At 73.9% G+C, this 15,734-nt stretch carries 17 protein-coding genes; 14 read left to right on the top strand and 3 right to left on the bottom strand.

The genetic code is table 11. The features are described 5' to 3' along the window. Window positions 1-49 precede the first annotated feature (49 nt). From ACSTA4_RS24210 to ACSTA4_RS24170, 9 genes are all read left to right on the top strand, one after another. The gene (locus ACSTA4_RS24210; RefSeq protein WP_248771920.1) at window positions 50-832 is read left to right on the top strand and encodes a GntR family transcriptional regulator; all 783 of its coding nucleotides are present in this window, start codon (window positions 50-52) and stop codon (window positions 830-832) included. Window positions 833-991: 159 nt separating this feature from the next. Further along, window positions 992-2,107 (top strand): TIGR03364 family FAD-dependent oxidoreductase, encoded by a 1,116-nt coding sequence (locus ACSTA4_RS24205; protein ID WP_444964258.1) that lies wholly within the window; start codon window positions 992-994, stop codon window positions 2,105-2,107. A gap of 2 nt (window positions 2,108-2,109) precedes the next feature. Beyond that, window positions 2,110-2,793, top strand: coding sequence for a phosphonatase-like hydrolase (locus ACSTA4_RS24200; protein ID WP_444961139.1), 684 nt, complete (start codon window positions 2,110-2,112; stop codon window positions 2,791-2,793). Between the two features lie 3 nt (window positions 2,794-2,796). After that, on the top strand, window positions 2,797-3,852 hold the full coding sequence (locus ACSTA4_RS24195; RefSeq protein ID WP_444961138.1) for an ABC transporter ATP-binding protein: 1,056 nt from the start codon (window positions 2,797-2,799) through the stop codon (window positions 3,850-3,852). Beyond that, window positions 3,849-4,778: a 2-aminoethylphosphonate ABC transporter permease subunit gene (locus tag ACSTA4_RS24190; protein WP_416023238.1), complete on the top strand. Its 930-nt coding sequence runs from the start codon at window positions 3,849-3,851 to the stop codon at window positions 4,776-4,778. Before ACSTA4_RS24195 ends, ACSTA4_RS24190 begins: the two co-directional genes overlap by 4 nt. After that, complete coding sequence (locus tag ACSTA4_RS24185) at window positions 4,765-5,562, top strand: ABC transporter permease (RefSeq protein WP_444961137.1); 798 nt, start codon at window positions 4,765-4,767, stop codon at window positions 5,560-5,562. Before ACSTA4_RS24190 ends, ACSTA4_RS24185 begins: the two co-directional genes overlap by 14 nt. A gap of 24 nt (window positions 5,563-5,586) precedes the next feature. Beyond that, entirely contained in the window at window positions 5,587-6,639 is a 1,053-nt protein-coding gene (locus ACSTA4_RS24180; RefSeq protein ID WP_444961136.1) for a 2-aminoethylphosphonate ABC transporter substrate-binding protein, read from the top strand. A 139-nt stretch (window positions 6,640-6,778) separates the two neighbouring features. Then, the gene (locus ACSTA4_RS24175) at window positions 6,779-7,024 is read left to right on the top strand and encodes a hypothetical protein (RefSeq protein WP_444961135.1); all 246 of its coding nucleotides are present in this window, start codon (window positions 6,779-6,781) and stop codon (window positions 7,022-7,024) included. Between the two features lie 38 nt (window positions 7,025-7,062). Beyond that, window positions 7,063-7,278 (top strand): Txe/YoeB family addiction module toxin, encoded by a 216-nt coding sequence (locus tag ACSTA4_RS24170; protein ID WP_444961134.1) that lies wholly within the window; start codon window positions 7,063-7,065, stop codon window positions 7,276-7,278. Between the two features lie 61 nt (window positions 7,279-7,339). Here the strand turns inward: ACSTA4_RS24170 and ACSTA4_RS24165 are convergent, their stop codons facing one another. Continuing rightward, window positions 7,340-7,894 carry an EF-hand domain-containing protein gene (locus tag ACSTA4_RS24165; protein ID WP_444961133.1) on the bottom strand — a complete coding sequence of 185 codons (555 nt, stop codon included), beginning with the start codon at window positions 7,892-7,894 and terminating at the stop codon, window positions 7,340-7,342. A 246-nt stretch (window positions 7,895-8,140) separates the two neighbouring features. On the opposite strand from ACSTA4_RS24165, the gene ACSTA4_RS24160 reads away from it, so the two are divergent. Both ACSTA4_RS24160 and nudC read left to right on the top strand, forming a co-directional pair. After that, the gene (locus tag ACSTA4_RS24160) at window positions 8,141-9,517 is read left to right on the top strand and encodes a dipeptidase (RefSeq protein ID WP_444961132.1); all 1,377 of its coding nucleotides are present in this window, start codon (window positions 8,141-8,143) and stop codon (window positions 9,515-9,517) included. Between the two features lie 166 nt (window positions 9,518-9,683). After that, window positions 9,684-10,634 carry an NAD(+) diphosphatase gene (nudC, locus tag ACSTA4_RS24155; protein ID WP_416023231.1) on the top strand — a complete coding sequence of 317 codons (951 nt, stop codon included), beginning with the start codon at window positions 9,684-9,686 and terminating at the stop codon, window positions 10,632-10,634. Window positions 10,635-10,777: 143 nt separating this feature from the next. On the opposite strand, the gene ACSTA4_RS24150 is transcribed toward nudC, so the two are convergent. Next, window positions 10,778-11,233, bottom strand: a complete 456-nt coding sequence (locus tag ACSTA4_RS24150) for an ANTAR domain-containing protein (protein ID WP_212642926.1) — start codon at window positions 11,231-11,233, stop codon at window positions 10,778-10,780. Window positions 11,234-11,382: 149 nt separating this feature from the next. Continuing rightward, a complete protein-coding gene (locus ACSTA4_RS24145) occupies window positions 11,383-11,643 on the bottom strand; it encodes a mycoredoxin (RefSeq protein ID WP_019608149.1) in 261 nt (86 codons plus the stop codon). Window positions 11,644-11,890: 247 nt separating this feature from the next. On the opposite strand from ACSTA4_RS24145, the gene ACSTA4_RS24140 reads away from it, so the two are divergent. From ACSTA4_RS24140 to ACSTA4_RS24130, 3 genes are all read left to right on the top strand, one after another. After that, entirely contained in the window at window positions 11,891-14,017 is a 2,127-nt protein-coding gene (locus tag ACSTA4_RS24140) for an ATP-dependent DNA helicase UvrD2 (RefSeq protein ID WP_444961131.1), read from the top strand. Beyond that, entirely contained in the window at window positions 14,010-14,921 is a 912-nt protein-coding gene (gene tesB, locus ACSTA4_RS24135; RefSeq protein ID WP_212642928.1) for an acyl-CoA thioesterase II, read from the top strand. The genes ACSTA4_RS24140 and tesB overlap by 8 nt, the downstream gene beginning before the upstream one ends. Window positions 14,922-15,220: 299 nt before the next feature. Further along, entirely contained in the window at window positions 15,221-15,565 is a 345-nt protein-coding gene (locus tag ACSTA4_RS24130) for a hypothetical protein (protein WP_444961130.1), read from the top strand. Window positions 15,566-15,734: the final 169 nt, after the last annotated feature.

Here is a 15,734-nt window from a genome sequence, read left to right as displayed (position 1 = left end):
AGCTCCGCCACCACCGCGGGTCGCCGTCCGTTCACCGGTGTGGTGGACAATGACCCGCGTGTCGATCCCAGGAATCCCCCAGGACAGCGGCGCCCCCGTGCGCGCGGGCGTCCCCGAGCACGGGCGCGTCCCCAAGTACTACGCGGTCCGGATACAGCTCACCGAGCTGGTGTCCGGTCTGACGGTGGGCCAGCCGCTGCCCACCGAGCGAGAGCTGGCCGAGCGCTTCGGCGCGGCCCGCGAGACGGTCCGCCAGGCGCTGCGCGACCTCCTGCTGGAGGGCAGGCTCAGCCGCCGGGGGCGCGGGACGGTGGTGGCCGGTCCCAAGCTGGAGCAGCCCCTGTCCCTGGCCAGCTACACCGAGGGCGTGCGCCGCCAGGGGCTGCGGCCGGGCCGCTCCCTCATCGACCTGCGCAGCTGGCCCTGCCCGCCCCGGCTGGCCGAGGAGCTGCACCTGAGCCCGGGCGAGCCGGTCTGGCACCTGGAGCGGGTGCTGCTGGCCGACGACGAGCGGGTGGGGCTGGAGTCCACCTACATCGCGGTGGCGCGCGTGCCCCGCCTGGACGTGGACTTCGACCCGGACTCCACCTTCTACGGCTACCTCGCCGACAGGGTCGGCATCACGTTCGGCGACGCCGACGAGCGCCTGGAGACCGTGCTGGCCGCCCCGCGCGAGGCCCTGCTCATCGGCACCCCTCCGGCGCTGCCGATGCTGCTCATCCACCGCGTCTCCCGGGACGAGAAGGGCGGCCCCTTCGAACGGGTGCGCTCGCTCTACCGGGGCGACCGGTTCAGCTTCAGCGTCCACCTGGCCGGGGACGGGCGCGAGTAGGGGCGTCCGTCGGCGGGTGCCGGAGCGCGGCCCCGCCCGCCGGGCAGCTTTATATCGGAATGATAACGGGTCTGGTCCAAAGTTTGGCCCCGGTTCACCGGGGCGTCCCCGCCGCGCTCGGTCGCCTCCATCCGCACCGGCGAACCTCGAAGCATGCGAGTGATCATCGTCGGTGCCGGAGTCCTCGGCACCATGCACGCCTGGCACGCCGTCTCCCGAGGCCACGAGGTCGTCCACCTCGAACGGGAGGCGGCCGCCCGCGGCGCCTCCGTCCGCAACTTCGGCCTCGTCTGGGTCGGCGGACGCGCCCCCGGCCCCGAACTGGAGGCCGCCCGCCGGGCCCGCGTCCTGTGGCAGGAGATCGCCGAGCGCGTCCCCGCCCTGGGCTTCCGGGCCTCCGGATCCCTCACCGTCGCCACCACCGGCCACGAGCTGGCCGTGGCCGAGGCGGCGGCCCGGGGCGGCGACGCCGCCGAGCGCGGCTACGAACTCCTCAGCCCCGAGCGGACCCGCGAGGTCAACCCGGCCCTGCGCGGCGACCACCTCGGCGCCCTGTGGTGCCGCAGCGACGCCCAGGTCGAACCCCGCACCGCCCAGGCCGCCCTCCAGGCCGAACTCGTCCGCAGCGGCCGCTACACCCTCCTGACCGGGCGTGAGGTCCGCGACCTGGCCGGACCGGGCGCCGTCCGCGACGACCACGGGCAGGTCCACCGGGGCGACGCCGTGGTCCTGTGCACCGGCGCCTGGCTCGGCGGCCTGGTCCGCGAACTCGTCCCCGACCTGCCCGTGCGCCGCGTCCGCCTCCAGATGGCCCAGACCGAGCCCCTGGGCGAGACCCTCACCACCTCCGTCGCCGACGGCGACAGCTTCCGCTACTACCCCGCCTACCGGGGCCCCGAGCTGGACGCCCTCAACGAGGCCCAGCCCCAGCCGCCCACCGCGCGCGACCACCGCATGCAGCTGCTCATGGTCCAGCGCGCCGACGGCTCCCTGACCATCGGCGACACCCACGAGTACGACGCGCCCTTCTCCTTCGACACCGCCGAGGACCCCTACGAGCACCTCGCCGGGGTCGCCGGCCGCCTCCTGGGCCGACCGCTGCCCCCGATCCGCCAGCGCTGGGCGGGCGTCTACGCCCAGTGCGCCGACCCCTCCCGGGTCGTCCACCGCGCCCCCGTGGGCCCCGACGCCTGGCTGGTCACCGGACCGGGCGGACGCGGGATGACCTGCTCCCCGGCCATCGCCGAGACCACCGCCAACGAACTGGGCTGGTAGCCATGCACCCCACCACCGTCCCCGCCCCGCCCGTCGAACTCGTCGTCCTGGACATGGCGGGCACCACCGTCGCCGACGACGGCCTCGTCGAGGCGGCCTTCGAGGCGGCCCTGCCCGACCACACCCCCGAGGCCACCGCGTACGTGCGCGCCACCATGGGCGAGTCCAAGATCACCGTATTCCGCCACCTGTGCGGCGACGAGGACCGAGCCCAAGAGGCCAACCGCGCCTTCGAGCGGGCCTACGCCCGCCTGGTGGACGAGGGCCGCTGCGCGCCCCTGCCCGGAGCCGAGGACACCCTGCGCGAGCTGCGCGCCCAGGGCCGCACGACCGCGCTGACCACCGGCTTCTCCCGCGACACCCAGGAGCGCATCCTGCGCGCCCTGGGCTGGCGGGAGGCCGCCGACCTCGTCCTGTGCCCCGCCGACGCGGGCGGGCGCGGACGCCCCCACCCGGACATGGTGCTCACCGCCGCCCTGCGCGCGCGGATCTCCTCCGTGGCCGCCGTCGCCGTCGTCGGCGACACCGCCTCCGACATCCGCAGCGGACTGAGCGCGGGGGCCTCGGTGGCCGCGGGGGTCCGCACCGGCGCCCACGACGACGAGGCCCTGCGCGCGGCCGGGGCCACCCACGTCCTGGACGGCGTGGCGGACCTGCCCGGTCTGCTCGCCGCGCGGGAGGGCTGAGACGTGGGCATCCGCTTCGAACACGTCAGCGTCGCCTACGGGGAGACCGTGGTCCTGGACGACCTCGACCTCACCGTCGAACCCGGCGAGTTCATGGCGCTGCTGGGCCCCTCCGGCTCGGGCAAGACCACCGCGCTGCGCGCCGTCGCCGGGTTCGTCCGCCCCGCCTCCGGGCGCGTCCTGCTCGGCGGACGCGACGTCACCGGCCTGCCGCCGCACCTGCGGGGCGTGGGCATGGTCGTGCAGAGCTACGCCCTCTTCCCCCACATGCGGGTGGACCAGAACGTCGCCTTCGGGCTGAGGGCTCAGGGCGTGCCCCGCCGCGAGATCGCCGGACGGGTCGCCGAGGCGCTGGCCATGACCGGGATGGGGGACTACGCGCGCCGCCACCCGCGCGAGCTGTCCGGCGGACAGCAGCAGCGGGTGGCCATCGCCCGCGCCCTGGCCATCCGCCCCGGCGTGCTGCTGCTGGACGAGCCGCTGTCCGCGCTCGACGCCCAGCTGCGCTCGGACATGCTCGCCGAGCTGGCCCGCCTGCACCGCGAACTGCCCGACGTCACGATCCTGTACGTCACCCACGACCAGAGCGAGGCGCTCACCCTGGCCGACCGGGTGGCGGTCCTGGACCGGGCCCGGCTGCGCGACTGCGACACGCCCCAGCGCCTCTACCAGCGCCCCCGGACGCCGTTCACCGCGCGCTTCGTCGGCGGAGCCAACCTGCTGCCCGCGCGCCTGGCCGACGGGCGCGTGCACTGCTGCGGCATCGCCCTGGAGGCCGACCCCGCCGACCTGCCGCCCGGCACCGGCGACGGCGACGGGCTGCGCGTGTGCCTGCGCCCCCACCGGCTCACCCTCGGCGAGGGCGAGCACACCCTGGAGGGCCGGGTCACCGACGTCCAGTGGCGCGGCTCCGTCCACCGGGTCACCGCCCTGGTGGACGGCGTCCCCGTCACCGCCGAACTCCGGGAGATGCGCACCCCGCCCGAGACCGGTGCGGCGGTCACGCTCGGCTTCGCCCGCCGGGACGCCGTCCTGCTGCCGGAGGAGGAGACCCCGTGAACGTCCGGACCGCGCCGACCCCGGCGGGCACCGCGTCCGCGCCCCCCGCGGGCGGGGACGCCCCGGCCCGGGCGCCCCGCACCCTGCCCGTGTGGGTGTGGGCCGTGCCGCCCGTGGTGCTGCTCGCCCTGGTGTTCCTGTACCCGCTCCTGCTCGTCGCGCTGGAGTCGGTCACCGCGCCCGGGGGCGGGCTCACCCTCGCCCACCACGCCGACGTCCTGGGCTCGGAGTCCTTCCGGTCCGCGCTGGTCACCACCGTGTTCATCGCGGTCACCGCCACCCTGGGCTGCCTGGTCCTGGGCTTCCTCCTCGCCCTGGTCGTGGCGTTCGTGCCCTTCCCCGGCAGCGGGGCCACCGCCCGGTTCATCGACACCTACCTGTCCTTCCCGTCCTTCCTCATCACCCTCGCGCTGCTGTTCCTCTACGGCACCGTGGGCGTGGCCAACGGCGCGTGGACGGAGGTCACCGGCGCCGAGACCGGGCCGATCAGCTTCCTCGCCACGCCCTGGGGCGTGATCCTGGCGGAGATCACCTACTTCACGCCGTTCGTCATGCGGCCGCTGCTCGCCGCGTTCGCCCAGCTCGACACCGCGCAGATCGAGGTCGCCTCCTCCCTGGGGGCCCGCCCCCTCAGGATCGTGCGGGCCGTCATCCTGCCCGAGGCCCTGCCCGCGCTCGCCGCCGGAGGCGCGCTCGTGCTGGTGCTGTGCCTCAACGAGTTCGCGATCGTCCTGTTCACCGGGGCCAAGGACGTGGTGACCCTGCCGATGCTCGTCTACAGCGCGGCGATCCTGGAGGCCGACTACACCACCGCCTGCGTCGTGGCCACGGTCAACGCGGCCCTGTCGGTCTCCCTCTACCTCGTCTACCGCGCGGCCACCGCACGGCTGCGCGCACCCTCCGGAGGCCGCCGTGCTCGTGCATAGCCGACCCGCCCGCTGGGTCGTGTGGGCGCTGTTCGCCGCGCTCGTCCTGCCCCTGTTCCTGCTCCCGCTCGGCGTCATCGTCACCGCGTCGGTGTCCACCAACTGGAGCGGCGTCCTGCCCTCGGGGCCCACCCTGGGCAACTTCGCCGGGCTGTCCCGGGGTTCCACCCTGGAGGCGCTGCGCGTCAGCGTGGTCACCGCGGCCACCGCCAGCGTCCTGGCCCTGGTCGCCGGGACCTGGTCCGCGCTGACCGCGCACGCGCTGCGCCGACGCGGCAGGGCCGTCCTCGACGCCCTCTTCATGCTGCCCGTCGCGGTCCCCACGGTGGTCGTCGGACTGGCCCTGCTGGTGGCCTTCAGCCAACCGCCCGTGCTGCTCAACGGCACCCAGACCATCGTGATCATCGCGCACACCGTGCTGGTGACGGCCTTCGCCCACCAGTCGGTCTCCGCCGCCCTGGACCGGCTCGACCCGGCCTACGCCCAGGTGGCCGCCTCCCTCGGCGCCCGCCCGGCGCGGGTGCTGTTCCAGGTGCGGCTGCCCCTGCTGCTGCCCTCGCTCAGCGCCGCCGCCGGGCTCTGCTTCGCCCTGTCCATGGGCGAGCTGAGCGCCACGATGATGCTCTATCCGCCCAGCTGGATGCCGCTGCCGGTCCAGATCTACGCCGCCACCGACCGGGGCGCCCTCTTCTCCGGGGCGGCCTCGGCCATCGTCCTGATGGCCACCACCCTGGCCGTCCTGCTGCTGCTGTCCCGCGTGCGCACCCGCGCCGCCTACCGCTGACCTCTTCTCCCAGGAAGGCCCGCCATGTCCGCCGTCCGCACGACCGCCGCACGCGTGTCCGCCGCCACCGCCGCGTTCGCCCTCGCCGGAGCCCTGACCTCCTGCGCCGCCTCCGACCCCGCCGACACCGTCACCGTCTACACCGCCGACGGTCTGCGCAACGAGGAGGGCACCGGCTGGCTCGACCAGGTCTTCGCCGACTTCGAGGCCGAGACCGGGGTCACCGTCCAGTACGTCGAGGGGGGCTCGGGCGAGATCGTCCAGCGCGCCGGGCGCGAGACCGCCAACCCCCAGGCCGACGTCATCATCACCCTGCCGCCCTTCATCCAGCAGGCCGACGGCATGGGCCTGCTCCAGGAGTACGAGCCGCAGGGCTCCGAGCACGTCGAGACCAAGGACCCCGACGGGAGGTGGACCACGATCGTCGACAACTACTTCTGCCTCACCTACAACACCGAGGAACTGGAGGAGCCGCCCGCCACGTGGGAGGACCTGCTCGACCCCCGCTTCGAGGGCCGCCTCCAGTACTCCACGCCGGGCGTGGCGGGCGACGGCACGGCCGTGCTCATCCAGACCATGCACGACTTCGGCGGGCTGGAGCCCGCCATGGACTACCTCGGTGAGCTCCAGGCCAACAACGTCGGCCCGTCCTCCTCCACCGGCGCGCTCGGCCCCAAGGTGGACAAGGGCGAGCTGCTGGTCGCCAACGGCGACGTCCAGATGAACTTCGCCCAGACCCGTACCATGCCCAACCTCGGCATCTGGTTCCCCGCCACCGAGGGAGGCCAGCCGACCACCTTCGCCCTGCCCTACACCGCCGGGCTGGTCGAGGGCGCGCCCCAGGCCGACCACGGCCGCGCCCTCCTGGACTTCCTGCTCTCCGAGGCCGCCCAGGAGCAGGTCGTCCCGGTCGCCGGGGGCTTCCCGGCCCGCACCGACGTCCCGGTGGAGGGCGAGGGCGCCGAGGAGCTGGAGGCGCTCATGGAGGGCGTGGAGGTCTTCGAGCCCGACTGGGACGACATCGACGCCAACCTGCCCGAGTACCTCGACGCCTGGCGCGAGGCCACCGGCAGCTGACCCCGGCCGGTCGCGGGCCCGTGGACGCCTCCGGCCGTCCACAGGCCCCGGCACCCGCCGGTAGCCGGTCCCCGACAGGTGTGGCGATCTCCCACTCGGGTATTGTGGGCATTACCCACAACGAACAGGGGGTCGGGCGATGGAACTCGTCAGAACCGGCAGCAGAGGCCGGGTGACACTCGGTGAGAAGGTCGCGACCAGCGAGTACTACGAGGTGGAGAAGGCGGGCAACGGAACCATCACCCTCCACCCCGTGCGGGTCACCCGTGTCGCCGACCCCACCCCGGAGGACATCCGGCGCCGCAGCGACGACGTCGACGCCGGGCGCGACGTCATGAGCGCCAGCCTCGACGACATCGACCGGATGCTGGAGGAGGGCGGGTGAGGAAACTGGCCTTCCACGCCGAAGGCTGAGACGACCTCATGTGGTGGGTGGAGAACGACCGCCGCACGGCGAGGAAAGTCCGCAAGCTCATCGAGGAAGCCCTCCGGGACCCCTTCGCGGGAACGGGCAAACCCGAGCCGCTCAAACATCTGGGGCCGAACCGCTGGTCACGCCGCATCACCGGCGAACACCGCCTGGTCTACGTCGTGACGGACGAAGAGATCACGGTGCTGGGCGCCCGGGGCCACTACTGACCCGGACGCCGCCGCCGGTCCCGCGCGCCGGAGGAACCGCGCGCGGGACCGGCGGGAGGGCTCAGATCACGCCGAAGACGAACCCGCCCGGGGCGGCGGAGTCCTCGCCGAAGAGGTACTCCCGGGCCGACAGGACGAACTCCGCGCGGCCGATGAATCCGTCGCCGTCGGTGTCCAGGGTCCTGAACCGCTCCAGGGCGTCGGAGGAGGAGGCCCCCAGGACCTCGGCGTACCTGACGTACTCCGCCTCGCTGATCGACCCGCCGTCGTCGGTGTCGAGGAGGTCGAAGACCGCCTCGGCCACGCCCTCGGTCATGTTGAACCGGCTCCGGTCCTCGGAGGCCGCGTGCATCGCCGCGACGAACGCCTCCCGGTCCAGGCGCGCCTGCGCGGGCGAGCCGTGGCGGAGCAGCTCCAGCCAGAGCATCTGGTAGGAGGCGTGGACGGCCTGGGCCCGGCGGTCGCTCAGGTCCAGCGCGTACCCCTTCGTGTAGCGGTCGACCAGGCGCTGGTAGTCGTCCCAGGTGATGGCCCCGTCGCGGTCGGTGTCCAGCGTGTCGAAGAGGCGGCCGAACCTCTCGGCGACCGCGGTGGCGGGAACGGTGTCCACGTGCATTCCTCTCGTCGGCGGGCGGGCGCGTCCCGCCCTTGCACCTTCGAGTGTCCCGCGAGCCGAAGAGTTCCCCGACCCCCGCGGCTCCGCCGCCCGGGCGGCCGGGCTCCCGAGCCCCCCCGGATCGAACCGGGACCGCACCGGGACCGGGCCCGCGACGGGTCCGCGAGGCCCCCGGCCCGCGTTCCGGGGCGGTTCGCGCAGGTCCTAGGCTCGTTCCCGACAACGACGTCGAGCAAGGACGGTCCCATGGACGTACGCGCCCACATCGAGGCACACCGGGACGAGTTCGTCTCCTCCCTCAAGGAGTGGCTGGCGATCCCCTCCATCTCCGCCGACCCCGCGCACCACCCCGACGTGGTCCGCTCCGCCCGGTGGCTCGCCGACCACCTCACCGCGACCGGCTTCCCCACCGTCGAGGTGTGGCAGACCCCCGGCCTGCCCGCCGTGTTCGCCGAGTGGCCCGCCGCCGACCCCGACGCCCCCACGGTGCTCGTCTACGGACACCACGACGTCCAGCCCGTCGACCCGGTCCAGGAGTGGGAGACCGACCCGTTCGTGCCCACCGAGCGCGGCACCTCCCTGTTCGCGCGCGGGGCCTCCGACGACAAGGGGCAGGTGCTCTTCCACGCCCTCGGCGTGCGCGCCGCCCTGGCCGCCTCCGGCGCCGACGCCCCGCCCGTCACGATCAAGCTGCTCGTGGAGGGAGAGGAGGAGTCGGGCTCGGTCCACTTCGCCGACCTGATGCGCGCCAACCGCGACCGTCTGGCCTGCGACGTCGTCGTCATCTCCGACACCACCATGTGGGCGGCCGACACCCCGTCCATGTGCGTGGGCATGCGCGGCCTCACCGACGTGGAGATCAGCCTGTACGGCCCCGAGCGCGACCTGCACAGCGGCTCCTTCGGCGGCGCCGTGCCCAACCCGCTCAAGGCCATGAGCGACCTGCTGTCCGGCCTGCACGACGAGGACGGCCGGGTGGCGGTCCCCGGCTTCTACGACGGGGTGGTCGAGGCCAGCCGGGAGGAGCGCGAACTCATCGCCCGGCTGCCCTTCGACGAGCGCGAGTGGCTGGCCACCGCCGCCTCCACCGCCGCCTGGGGCGAGAAGGGCTACAGCACGCTGGAGCGGATCTGGCTGCGCCCGACCGCCGAGATCAACGGCATGTGGGGCGGCCACACCGGCTCGGGCGGCAAGACCATCGTCCCGCGCTCCGCGCACGCCAAGGTCAGCTTCCGCCTGGTCCCCGGCCAGGACCCGCTGCACGTGCAGGACCGCGTCCGCGCCCACGTCGAGGCCGCCGTCCCCGAGGGCCTGCGCGCCGAGACGGAGTTCGGCGGGCCGGGCGTGCGCGCCTGCGCCTCCGACCTGTCCTCCACCGCGCTGAAGGCGGCCCGCTCGGCCATGGAGCGCGCCTTCGGCACCCAGGTCCTGTTCACCCGCGAGGGAGGCAGCGGCCCCGAGGCCGACATCGCCGACATCCTCGGGGCGCCGCTGGTCTTCCTCGCCGTCGGCCTGGACGAGGACCGCATCCACGCCCCCAACGAGAAGGTGGAGGTCCCCCTGCTGCTCAAGGGCGCCGAGAGCGCCGCGTACCTGTGGGAGGAACTCGGCGGCGTCGTCTGAGCCGCGACCGCGCGGCGCCGGGGCCCGCCCCGCACACGGGCCCGCCCCCGCCCGCGGGGGATCCGCCGCGCACGGGGGCCGCGCCAGGATGCGCGCGGCCCCGACCGGTGTTATGCACGTTGTGGACACGGGCCCCGCCAGGCGGCCCGCCGACCCGGAAGGACCCATGGACGCCGACGCGACTCCCTCCCTCTCACGCTTCTCCGTCGACCCCGCCGCGCACCGGCGCCTGGACGGGGAGTGGCTGGCCGAGGCGTGGGCCGCCCCCGGCACCCGGGTGCTCGTCCTGGAGGGCGGGGACCCCGTCGCCCACGGCTGGCGGGCGGTCATGGCCAAGCAGTCCCGGGCCCTGATCACCACCGGGGACGACCCCGAACTCGTCCTGGTACCCCCGGACGAGGCGCCCGAGGGCGAGCGCTACCTGCTGGGCACCGACGGCCGGGACGCCTACTTCGCGGTCCGCTCCGGCCGGGAGCTCGCCGCCACCGAACGGACCGCCCCGGCCTCCCTGCGCGAGATCGGCGCGCTGCTGGGCGACCGCGACACCGGTCTGATGACCCGCGCCGTCGCCCTCGCGAACTGGAACGCCACCCACGGCTTCTGCCCTCGCTGCGGCTCCCGCACCACCGCGGCCGCGGCCGGGCACGTGCGCGTGTGCGAGCGGGAGGGCACCGAGCAGTACCCCCGGATGGACCCGGCGGTGATCATGCTGGTGCACCGCGAGCGCGACGGCCGCGAGGAGATGCTGCTCGGCAACAACCCCAACTGGGACGCCCGCCGCTTCTCTGTGCTGGCCGGGTTCGTGGACGCGGGGGAGTCGCTGGAGCAGGCCGTGGTCCGCGAGGTCGCCGAGGAGGCGGGGATCGTGGTCGAGCGCCCGCGCTACCTGTCCTCGCAGCCCTGGCCCTTCCCGCGCAGCCTGATGGTGGGCTACACCGCGCGGGCCGTGGGCGAGACCGAGCGCACCGACGACGAGATCGGCGTCACCCGGTGGTTCACCCGCCCCGAACTGGCCGAGGCCGTGCACGCGCAGGAGATCCTGCTGCCGGGGCGGGTCTCGATCGCCCGCACCCTCATCGAGCACTGGTACGGCGCGGAGCTCCCCGGCGGCTGGTGACCCCGGACCGGCCGACCCGACCGGTCCCGCGGCGGACGGAAGCCGCCGCCCGCGGGGTCGGCGCCGGGCGCGGGGACGCCGCGCCCGGGGCGGGGCCGGGGCCTCGGGGTTTCGCGCGGGGCCCCGCCCGGCCCGTCGCCGCGCTAGCGCGAACCGGGGGAGGCGCCCAGTTCGTCGGGCAGCACGGTGAGGGGGCTCGTGCTGCTCTCCACCACGTCCCGCGCCAGGTCGGCCACCTTGCGCCCGCGCGAGCGCGCCGAGGAGCGCAGCCGCTCGAAGGCCTCGCGGGGCGCCATCGTGTGCCGCTCCGCCAGGACCCCGATCGCCTGCTCCACCACCACGCGCGACTGCAGCGCGTGCTCCAGCTGCGCGATGGTGTGCCGCAGCCGCTCCACCTCCGAAGCGCCCTCCGGGGCCCGGCCGGGCGCCTGGGAACGCGGGGTCCGGGCCCCCGACTCGCCGGTCAGCAGGTCCGCCAGGACCATCGCGCTCACCAGGTCGGGCACCTCCTCACCGCCGCCCACCCGCCATCCGGCCGGGGTGCGGCGGACCACACCGGTGTCCACCGTGTCGGCGACCGCAATGTCATGAGGCCTCATGTCCTCCCCCAACTCCACACTCCCCGTCGTCATCGTCCGAGCCCTTCGTGACCCGAGCGCCGTCGGAGGTGCACCGCCGAAGGCGGGCCCCGCGGTGCGGGCCGCGGGACCCGCCCCGGGGGGCGTGGCCCTGCGGCCCGCGTACCGTCCTACGACAGCTCGGCCAGTTTCTGCTTCACCTGAGCGAGCGACGGGTTGGTCATCGCCGCGCCGTCACTGAAGACCAGCGTCGGAACCGTCTGGTTGCCGTTGTTGGCCTTCATGACCAGTTCGGCGGCCTCCGGGTGCTCCTCGATGTTCACCTCACGACCGGTGATCCCCTCGCGGGCGAGCTGGCTCTTGAGCCGCTTGCAGTACCCGCACCAGGGGGTGGTGTACATCGTGAACTGTTCGGTCGCCGCGCTCGTCATGTCGCTCACGTCCTTCTTTCGTCTACGGTCGATGGATCGGTCCGGTCATCTCAACACCGAGGGGTCCGGACCGCTTCCCGGGACCGCGCGACACAACGTGGGACGCCTCACAGGACCAACTGGTTCTGGAATGTCTGATGTGCCTCACGCGGCCCCGGCGGCGGGCGCGGGGTCCGATCCGCTCCCCGTCACGGCCGATACTTGAGAGACTGGGACCCCATCCACCCCGACCCTACGCAGGAGCACCATGGATCCCGACCGCGTCCTGGAGGGACTGGACCCGGAGCAGACCCAGGCCGCACGCGCGCTGCGCGGCCCCGTGTGCATCCTGGCCGGTGCCGGAACGGGCAAGACCCGGGCCATCACCCACCGCATCGCGTACGCGGTCTCCAGCGGTGTGGTCGCCGAGCAGCAGGTCCTCGCGGTCACCTTCACCGCGCGCGCCGCCGGGGAGATGCGCGGCAGGCTGCGCGCCCTGGGCGCCCCCCGCGTGCAGGCCCGCACCTTCCACGCCGCCGCCCTGCGCCAGCTCTCCTTCTTCTGGCCCCAGGTCGTGGGCGGGGAGAAGCCCACCCTCATCGAGAGCAAGCTCCCGGTGGTCTCCCGCGCCGCCCACTCGGTGGGCCTCCAGCCCGACCGCAACGGCCTGCGCGACCTGGCCGGTGAGATCGAGTGGTCCAAGGTCACCCAGGTGCGCCCCACCGACTACGACAAGGCCGTGGTCAAGGCGGGCCGCCAGCCCCCGATGCCCGCGGGCGAGGTGGCCCGGGTCTTCGAGGCCTACGAGGACCTGCGCCGCGAGCACAACCTCCTCGACTTCGAGTCCATGCTCGAACTCACCGCCGGCATGATCACCGAGTACCCGGCCATCGCCCAGCGCGTGCGCGAGCAGTACCGGTACTTCGTCGTCGACGAGTTCCAGGACGTCAACCCGCTCCAGCGCCTGCTCCTGGATGCCTGGCTGGGCGACCGCGACGACCTGTGCGTGGTCGGCGACCCCAGCCAGACCATCTACTCCTTCGCCGGGGCCACCCCCGGCTACCTGACCGGGTTCGGCACCCGCTACCCCCACGCCACCGTGGTCCAGCTGGTCCGCGACTACCGCTCCACCCCCCAGGTCGTGCGGGTGGCCAACCACGTCATCGCCCACGCGCGCGGCACGACCTCCGCCCAGCACCTGACCCTCCAGGCCCAGCGCCCCGACGGCCCCGACCCCATGTACCAGGAGTACGACGACGAGCCCGCCGAGGCCACCGGGGTCGCCCGCAAGATCAGCGTCCTGCTGGAGGGCGGCACCCCGGCCAGCGAGATCGCGGTGCTCGTGCGCACCAACGGCCAGTCGGCCTCCTACGAGCAGGCGCTGACCGACGAGGGCGTGCCGTTCACGATGCGCGGGACCACCCGATTCTTCGAGCGCCCCGAGATCAAGCAGGCCGTGCACACCCTGCGCGGCGCCCGGCACGGGGCGGCGGGGGAGGAGGCCGAGCCCCTGGTGCGCACCGTCCGCCAGCTCCTCGGACAGCTCGGCCTGACCGAGAGCGCGCCCGAGGGGCGCCAGGCCCGTGAACGCTGGGAGTCGCTGTCCGCGCTGGCCCAGCTGGCCGAGGACATGGCCGCCGCGCCGCGCCCCGACGGCGCGCCGGTGACCATGGCCGACCTCGTGGACGAGCTCGACGTGCGCATGGCCACCGAGCACGCGCCCGGCTTCGAGGGCGTCACCATCGCCTCCCTGCACGCGGCCAAGGGCCTGGAGTGGGACGCCGTCTTCCTGGTCGGCCTCACCGAGGGCATGATGCCGATCATCTACGCCGAGACCGACGAGCAGGTGGAGGAGGAGCGCCGCCTGTTCTACGTGGGGGTCACGCGGGCCCGCGAGCACCTGGCGATGTCGTGGTCTCTGGCCCGCTCGCCCGGCGGCAGGAAGACCCGCAAGCCCTCCCGCTTCCTCGACGGTCTGCGCCCCGCCTCCCCGTCCACCGCCTCCCGGCGCGCCGAGCGCCGCAAGGGCGGCGTGACCCGCTGCCGGGTGTGCTCGGCCACCCTCACCGACGCGGCCGAGCGCAAGCTGGGCCGCTGCCTGGACTGCCCCTCCAGCTACGACGAGGCCCTGCTGGAGCGGCTGCGCGACTGGCGCCGCGCGTGCGCGCAGGAGCAGAAGGTGCCCGCCTACGTGATCTTCACCGACGCCACCCTCCAGGCCGTCGCCGAGCAGGAGCCCGGCAGCCTCACCCAGCTCGCGGCCGTGTCCGGTGTCGGCGCGGTCAAGCTCGATCGCTACGGTGAGGCGGTACTGGCGCTGGTGGCCGGAGCGGACCCGGCGGACGTCGCCGACGGCCGGACCGAGGACGACGGGGAGGAAGCGGCGGATGAGTGAGAGCGCCGACGCGCAGGCGCGGGGACAGTCCCTCGCCGACCTGCTGACCGTGCTGGACCTGGAGCGGATCGAGGACGACATCTTCCGGGGCAGCAGCCCCGAGGAGGGCCCCCAGCGGGTGTTCGGCGGCCAGGTCGCGGGCCAGGCGCTGGTCGCGGCGGGGCGCACCGTCCCCGCCGAACGCCACGTGCACTCCCTGCACGCGTACTTCATACGCCCCGGCGACCCCTCGGTGCCCATCGTCTACGAGGTGGACCGCGTCCGGGACGGCCGCTCCTTCACCACCCGGCGGGTGGTGGCCATCCAGCACGGCAAGCCGATCTTCACCCTGTCGGCCTCCTTCCACAAGGAGGAGCCGGGCCTGGACCACCGGATCCCGATGCCCGACGTCCCGCCGCCGGAGGAGCTGCCGAGCACGCGCGAGCGCCTGCGGGAGGCCTTCGGGCGCGTGCCGGGGTTCGTGCGCTGGCACCCCATCGAGCTGCGCCCGGTGGGACCGCTGTCCTACGAGGCCGAGCGCGATCCGCGGCTGCGCACCGCCACCAACCCGGTGTGGCTCAAGGTGGACGGCAAGCTGCCCGACGACCGCCTCACCCACGTGTGCCTGATGACCTACGCCTCGGACATGACCCTGCTGGACACCGTGCTGCTGCGCCACGGCCGCTCCTTCGCGGGGATCTCCATGGCCAGCCTGGACCACGCGATGTGGTTCCACCGGCCGTTCCGCGCCGACGAGTGGCTGCTGTACGCGCAGGAGGCGCCGACCGCCCAGGGCGCCCGCGGTCTGGCGCGCGGGCTGGTCTACACCCGCGAGGGGGAACTCGTGTGCTCGGTGGTGCAGGAGGGGCTGATCCGGGTGGTCGACGCCGAGGGCTGGTCCGACACCCTTCCGGAACCGTTCTAGGCGGTGCCCCTCCGGACCCGCGGACGTGAACAGGCCCCGGTCACGGCGCGCACCGTGACCGGGGCCCCGTCGTCTCGGTGGGCGGGGTGCCGGCAGGGCGCTCGGGGGATGCCCAAGGGCAACGCCTCCGGACGCCGCGGCATTCCCGCGAACCCCTGACCGGATGCGGACGTTTCCGCAGGTCAAAAATGGGTTGCTCTCTTTCTGCGCCAGCCCATAGTGTGTACCCCGTCGCAATGACCGCTCCCGGCGCGGGTGCAAGATCCCGTCGCCCGACAGTGAAGGAGGTGCCCGATCCAATGACCAGCATCACGGAGACCACAGGCTTCGTCACCGGCTTCGCCATGCCGTCGCGTCAGCTGTCCCCGTCCGCTGTTCAGGGCAACCTCCTGGGCGGTCACACGGATGTCCTCGCCGTCTACGGCGGGACCACCGTCGGCAACGGCGGCACCGGGGTCCACGGATCCCGTTCCCCGCTGATGGTGTCCCAGGTCGAGCGGACCGTCCTCGGCGACGGCAGTGGTGTGTCCGTCGAGTCCGGGCTCGCCCTTGATCGCGGCAAGCGCCAGACGAAGCACGCAGCAGAAGCTACCCAGCGCCCGTATGGCGCATCGGGGGAGTGTCCACGGAGGATTCCGGCCTAGAGCAGGACAGGCCGAGAGTTTCGACCGTGGCCGCGGACCCCGACAGGGGCCGCGGCTTTCTTTGTATCTTCGCCAGCTCCCCGTCCCCCAGGGACGAGGGAGAGGGCGGCGGCATCGCAAGTCCAGGTCCCCCACCGGACCGGTTCCGGTGACCAGTCACCGACCGCGT

This window comes from Nocardiopsis sp. M1B1 (assembly GCF_052466615.1).
The sequence above is the reverse complement of the archived record's forward strand: the minus strand, read 5'-3'. Positions and strand labels throughout refer to the sequence as shown.

Coding starts and splice junctions, on each gene's coding strand:
- ACSTA4_RS24210 (WP_248771920.1), top strand. CDS start 50: ATGACCCGCGTGTCGATCCCAGGAATCCCCCAGGACAGCGGCGCCCCC.
- ACSTA4_RS24200 (WP_444961139.1), top strand. CDS start 2,110: ATGCACCCCACCACCGTCCCCGCCCCGCCCGTCGAACTCGTCGTCCTG.
- ACSTA4_RS24180 (WP_444961136.1), top strand. CDS start 5,587: ATGTCCGCCGTCCGCACGACCGCCGCACGCGTGTCCGCCGCCACCGCC.
- ACSTA4_RS24175 (WP_444961135.1), top strand. CDS start 6,779: ATGGAACTCGTCAGAACCGGCAGCAGAGGCCGGGTGACACTCGGTGAG.
- ACSTA4_RS24170 (WP_444961134.1), top strand. CDS start 7,063: ATGTGGTGGGTGGAGAACGACCGCCGCACGGCGAGGAAAGTCCGCAAG.
- ACSTA4_RS24165 (WP_444961133.1), bottom strand. CDS start 7,894: ATGCACGTGGACACCGTTCCCGCCACCGCGGTCGCCGAGAGGTTCGGC.
- ACSTA4_RS24160 (WP_444961132.1), top strand. CDS start 8,141: ATGGACGTACGCGCCCACATCGAGGCACACCGGGACGAGTTCGTCTCC.
- nudC (WP_416023231.1), top strand. CDS start 9,684: ATGGACGCCGACGCGACTCCCTCCCTCTCACGCTTCTCCGTCGACCCC.
- ACSTA4_RS24150 (WP_212642926.1), bottom strand. CDS start 11,233: ATGAGGCCTCATGACATTGCGGTCGCCGACACGGTGGACACCGGTGTG.
- ACSTA4_RS24145 (WP_019608149.1), bottom strand. CDS start 11,643: ATGACGAGCGCGGCGACCGAACAGTTCACGATGTACACCACCCCCTGG.
- ACSTA4_RS24140 (WP_444961131.1), top strand. CDS start 11,891: ATGGATCCCGACCGCGTCCTGGAGGGACTGGACCCGGAGCAGACCCAG.
- tesB (WP_212642928.1), top strand. CDS start 14,010: ATGAGTGAGAGCGCCGACGCGCAGGCGCGGGGACAGTCCCTCGCCGAC.
- ACSTA4_RS24130 (WP_444961130.1), top strand. CDS start 15,221: ATGACCAGCATCACGGAGACCACAGGCTTCGTCACCGGCTTCGCCATG.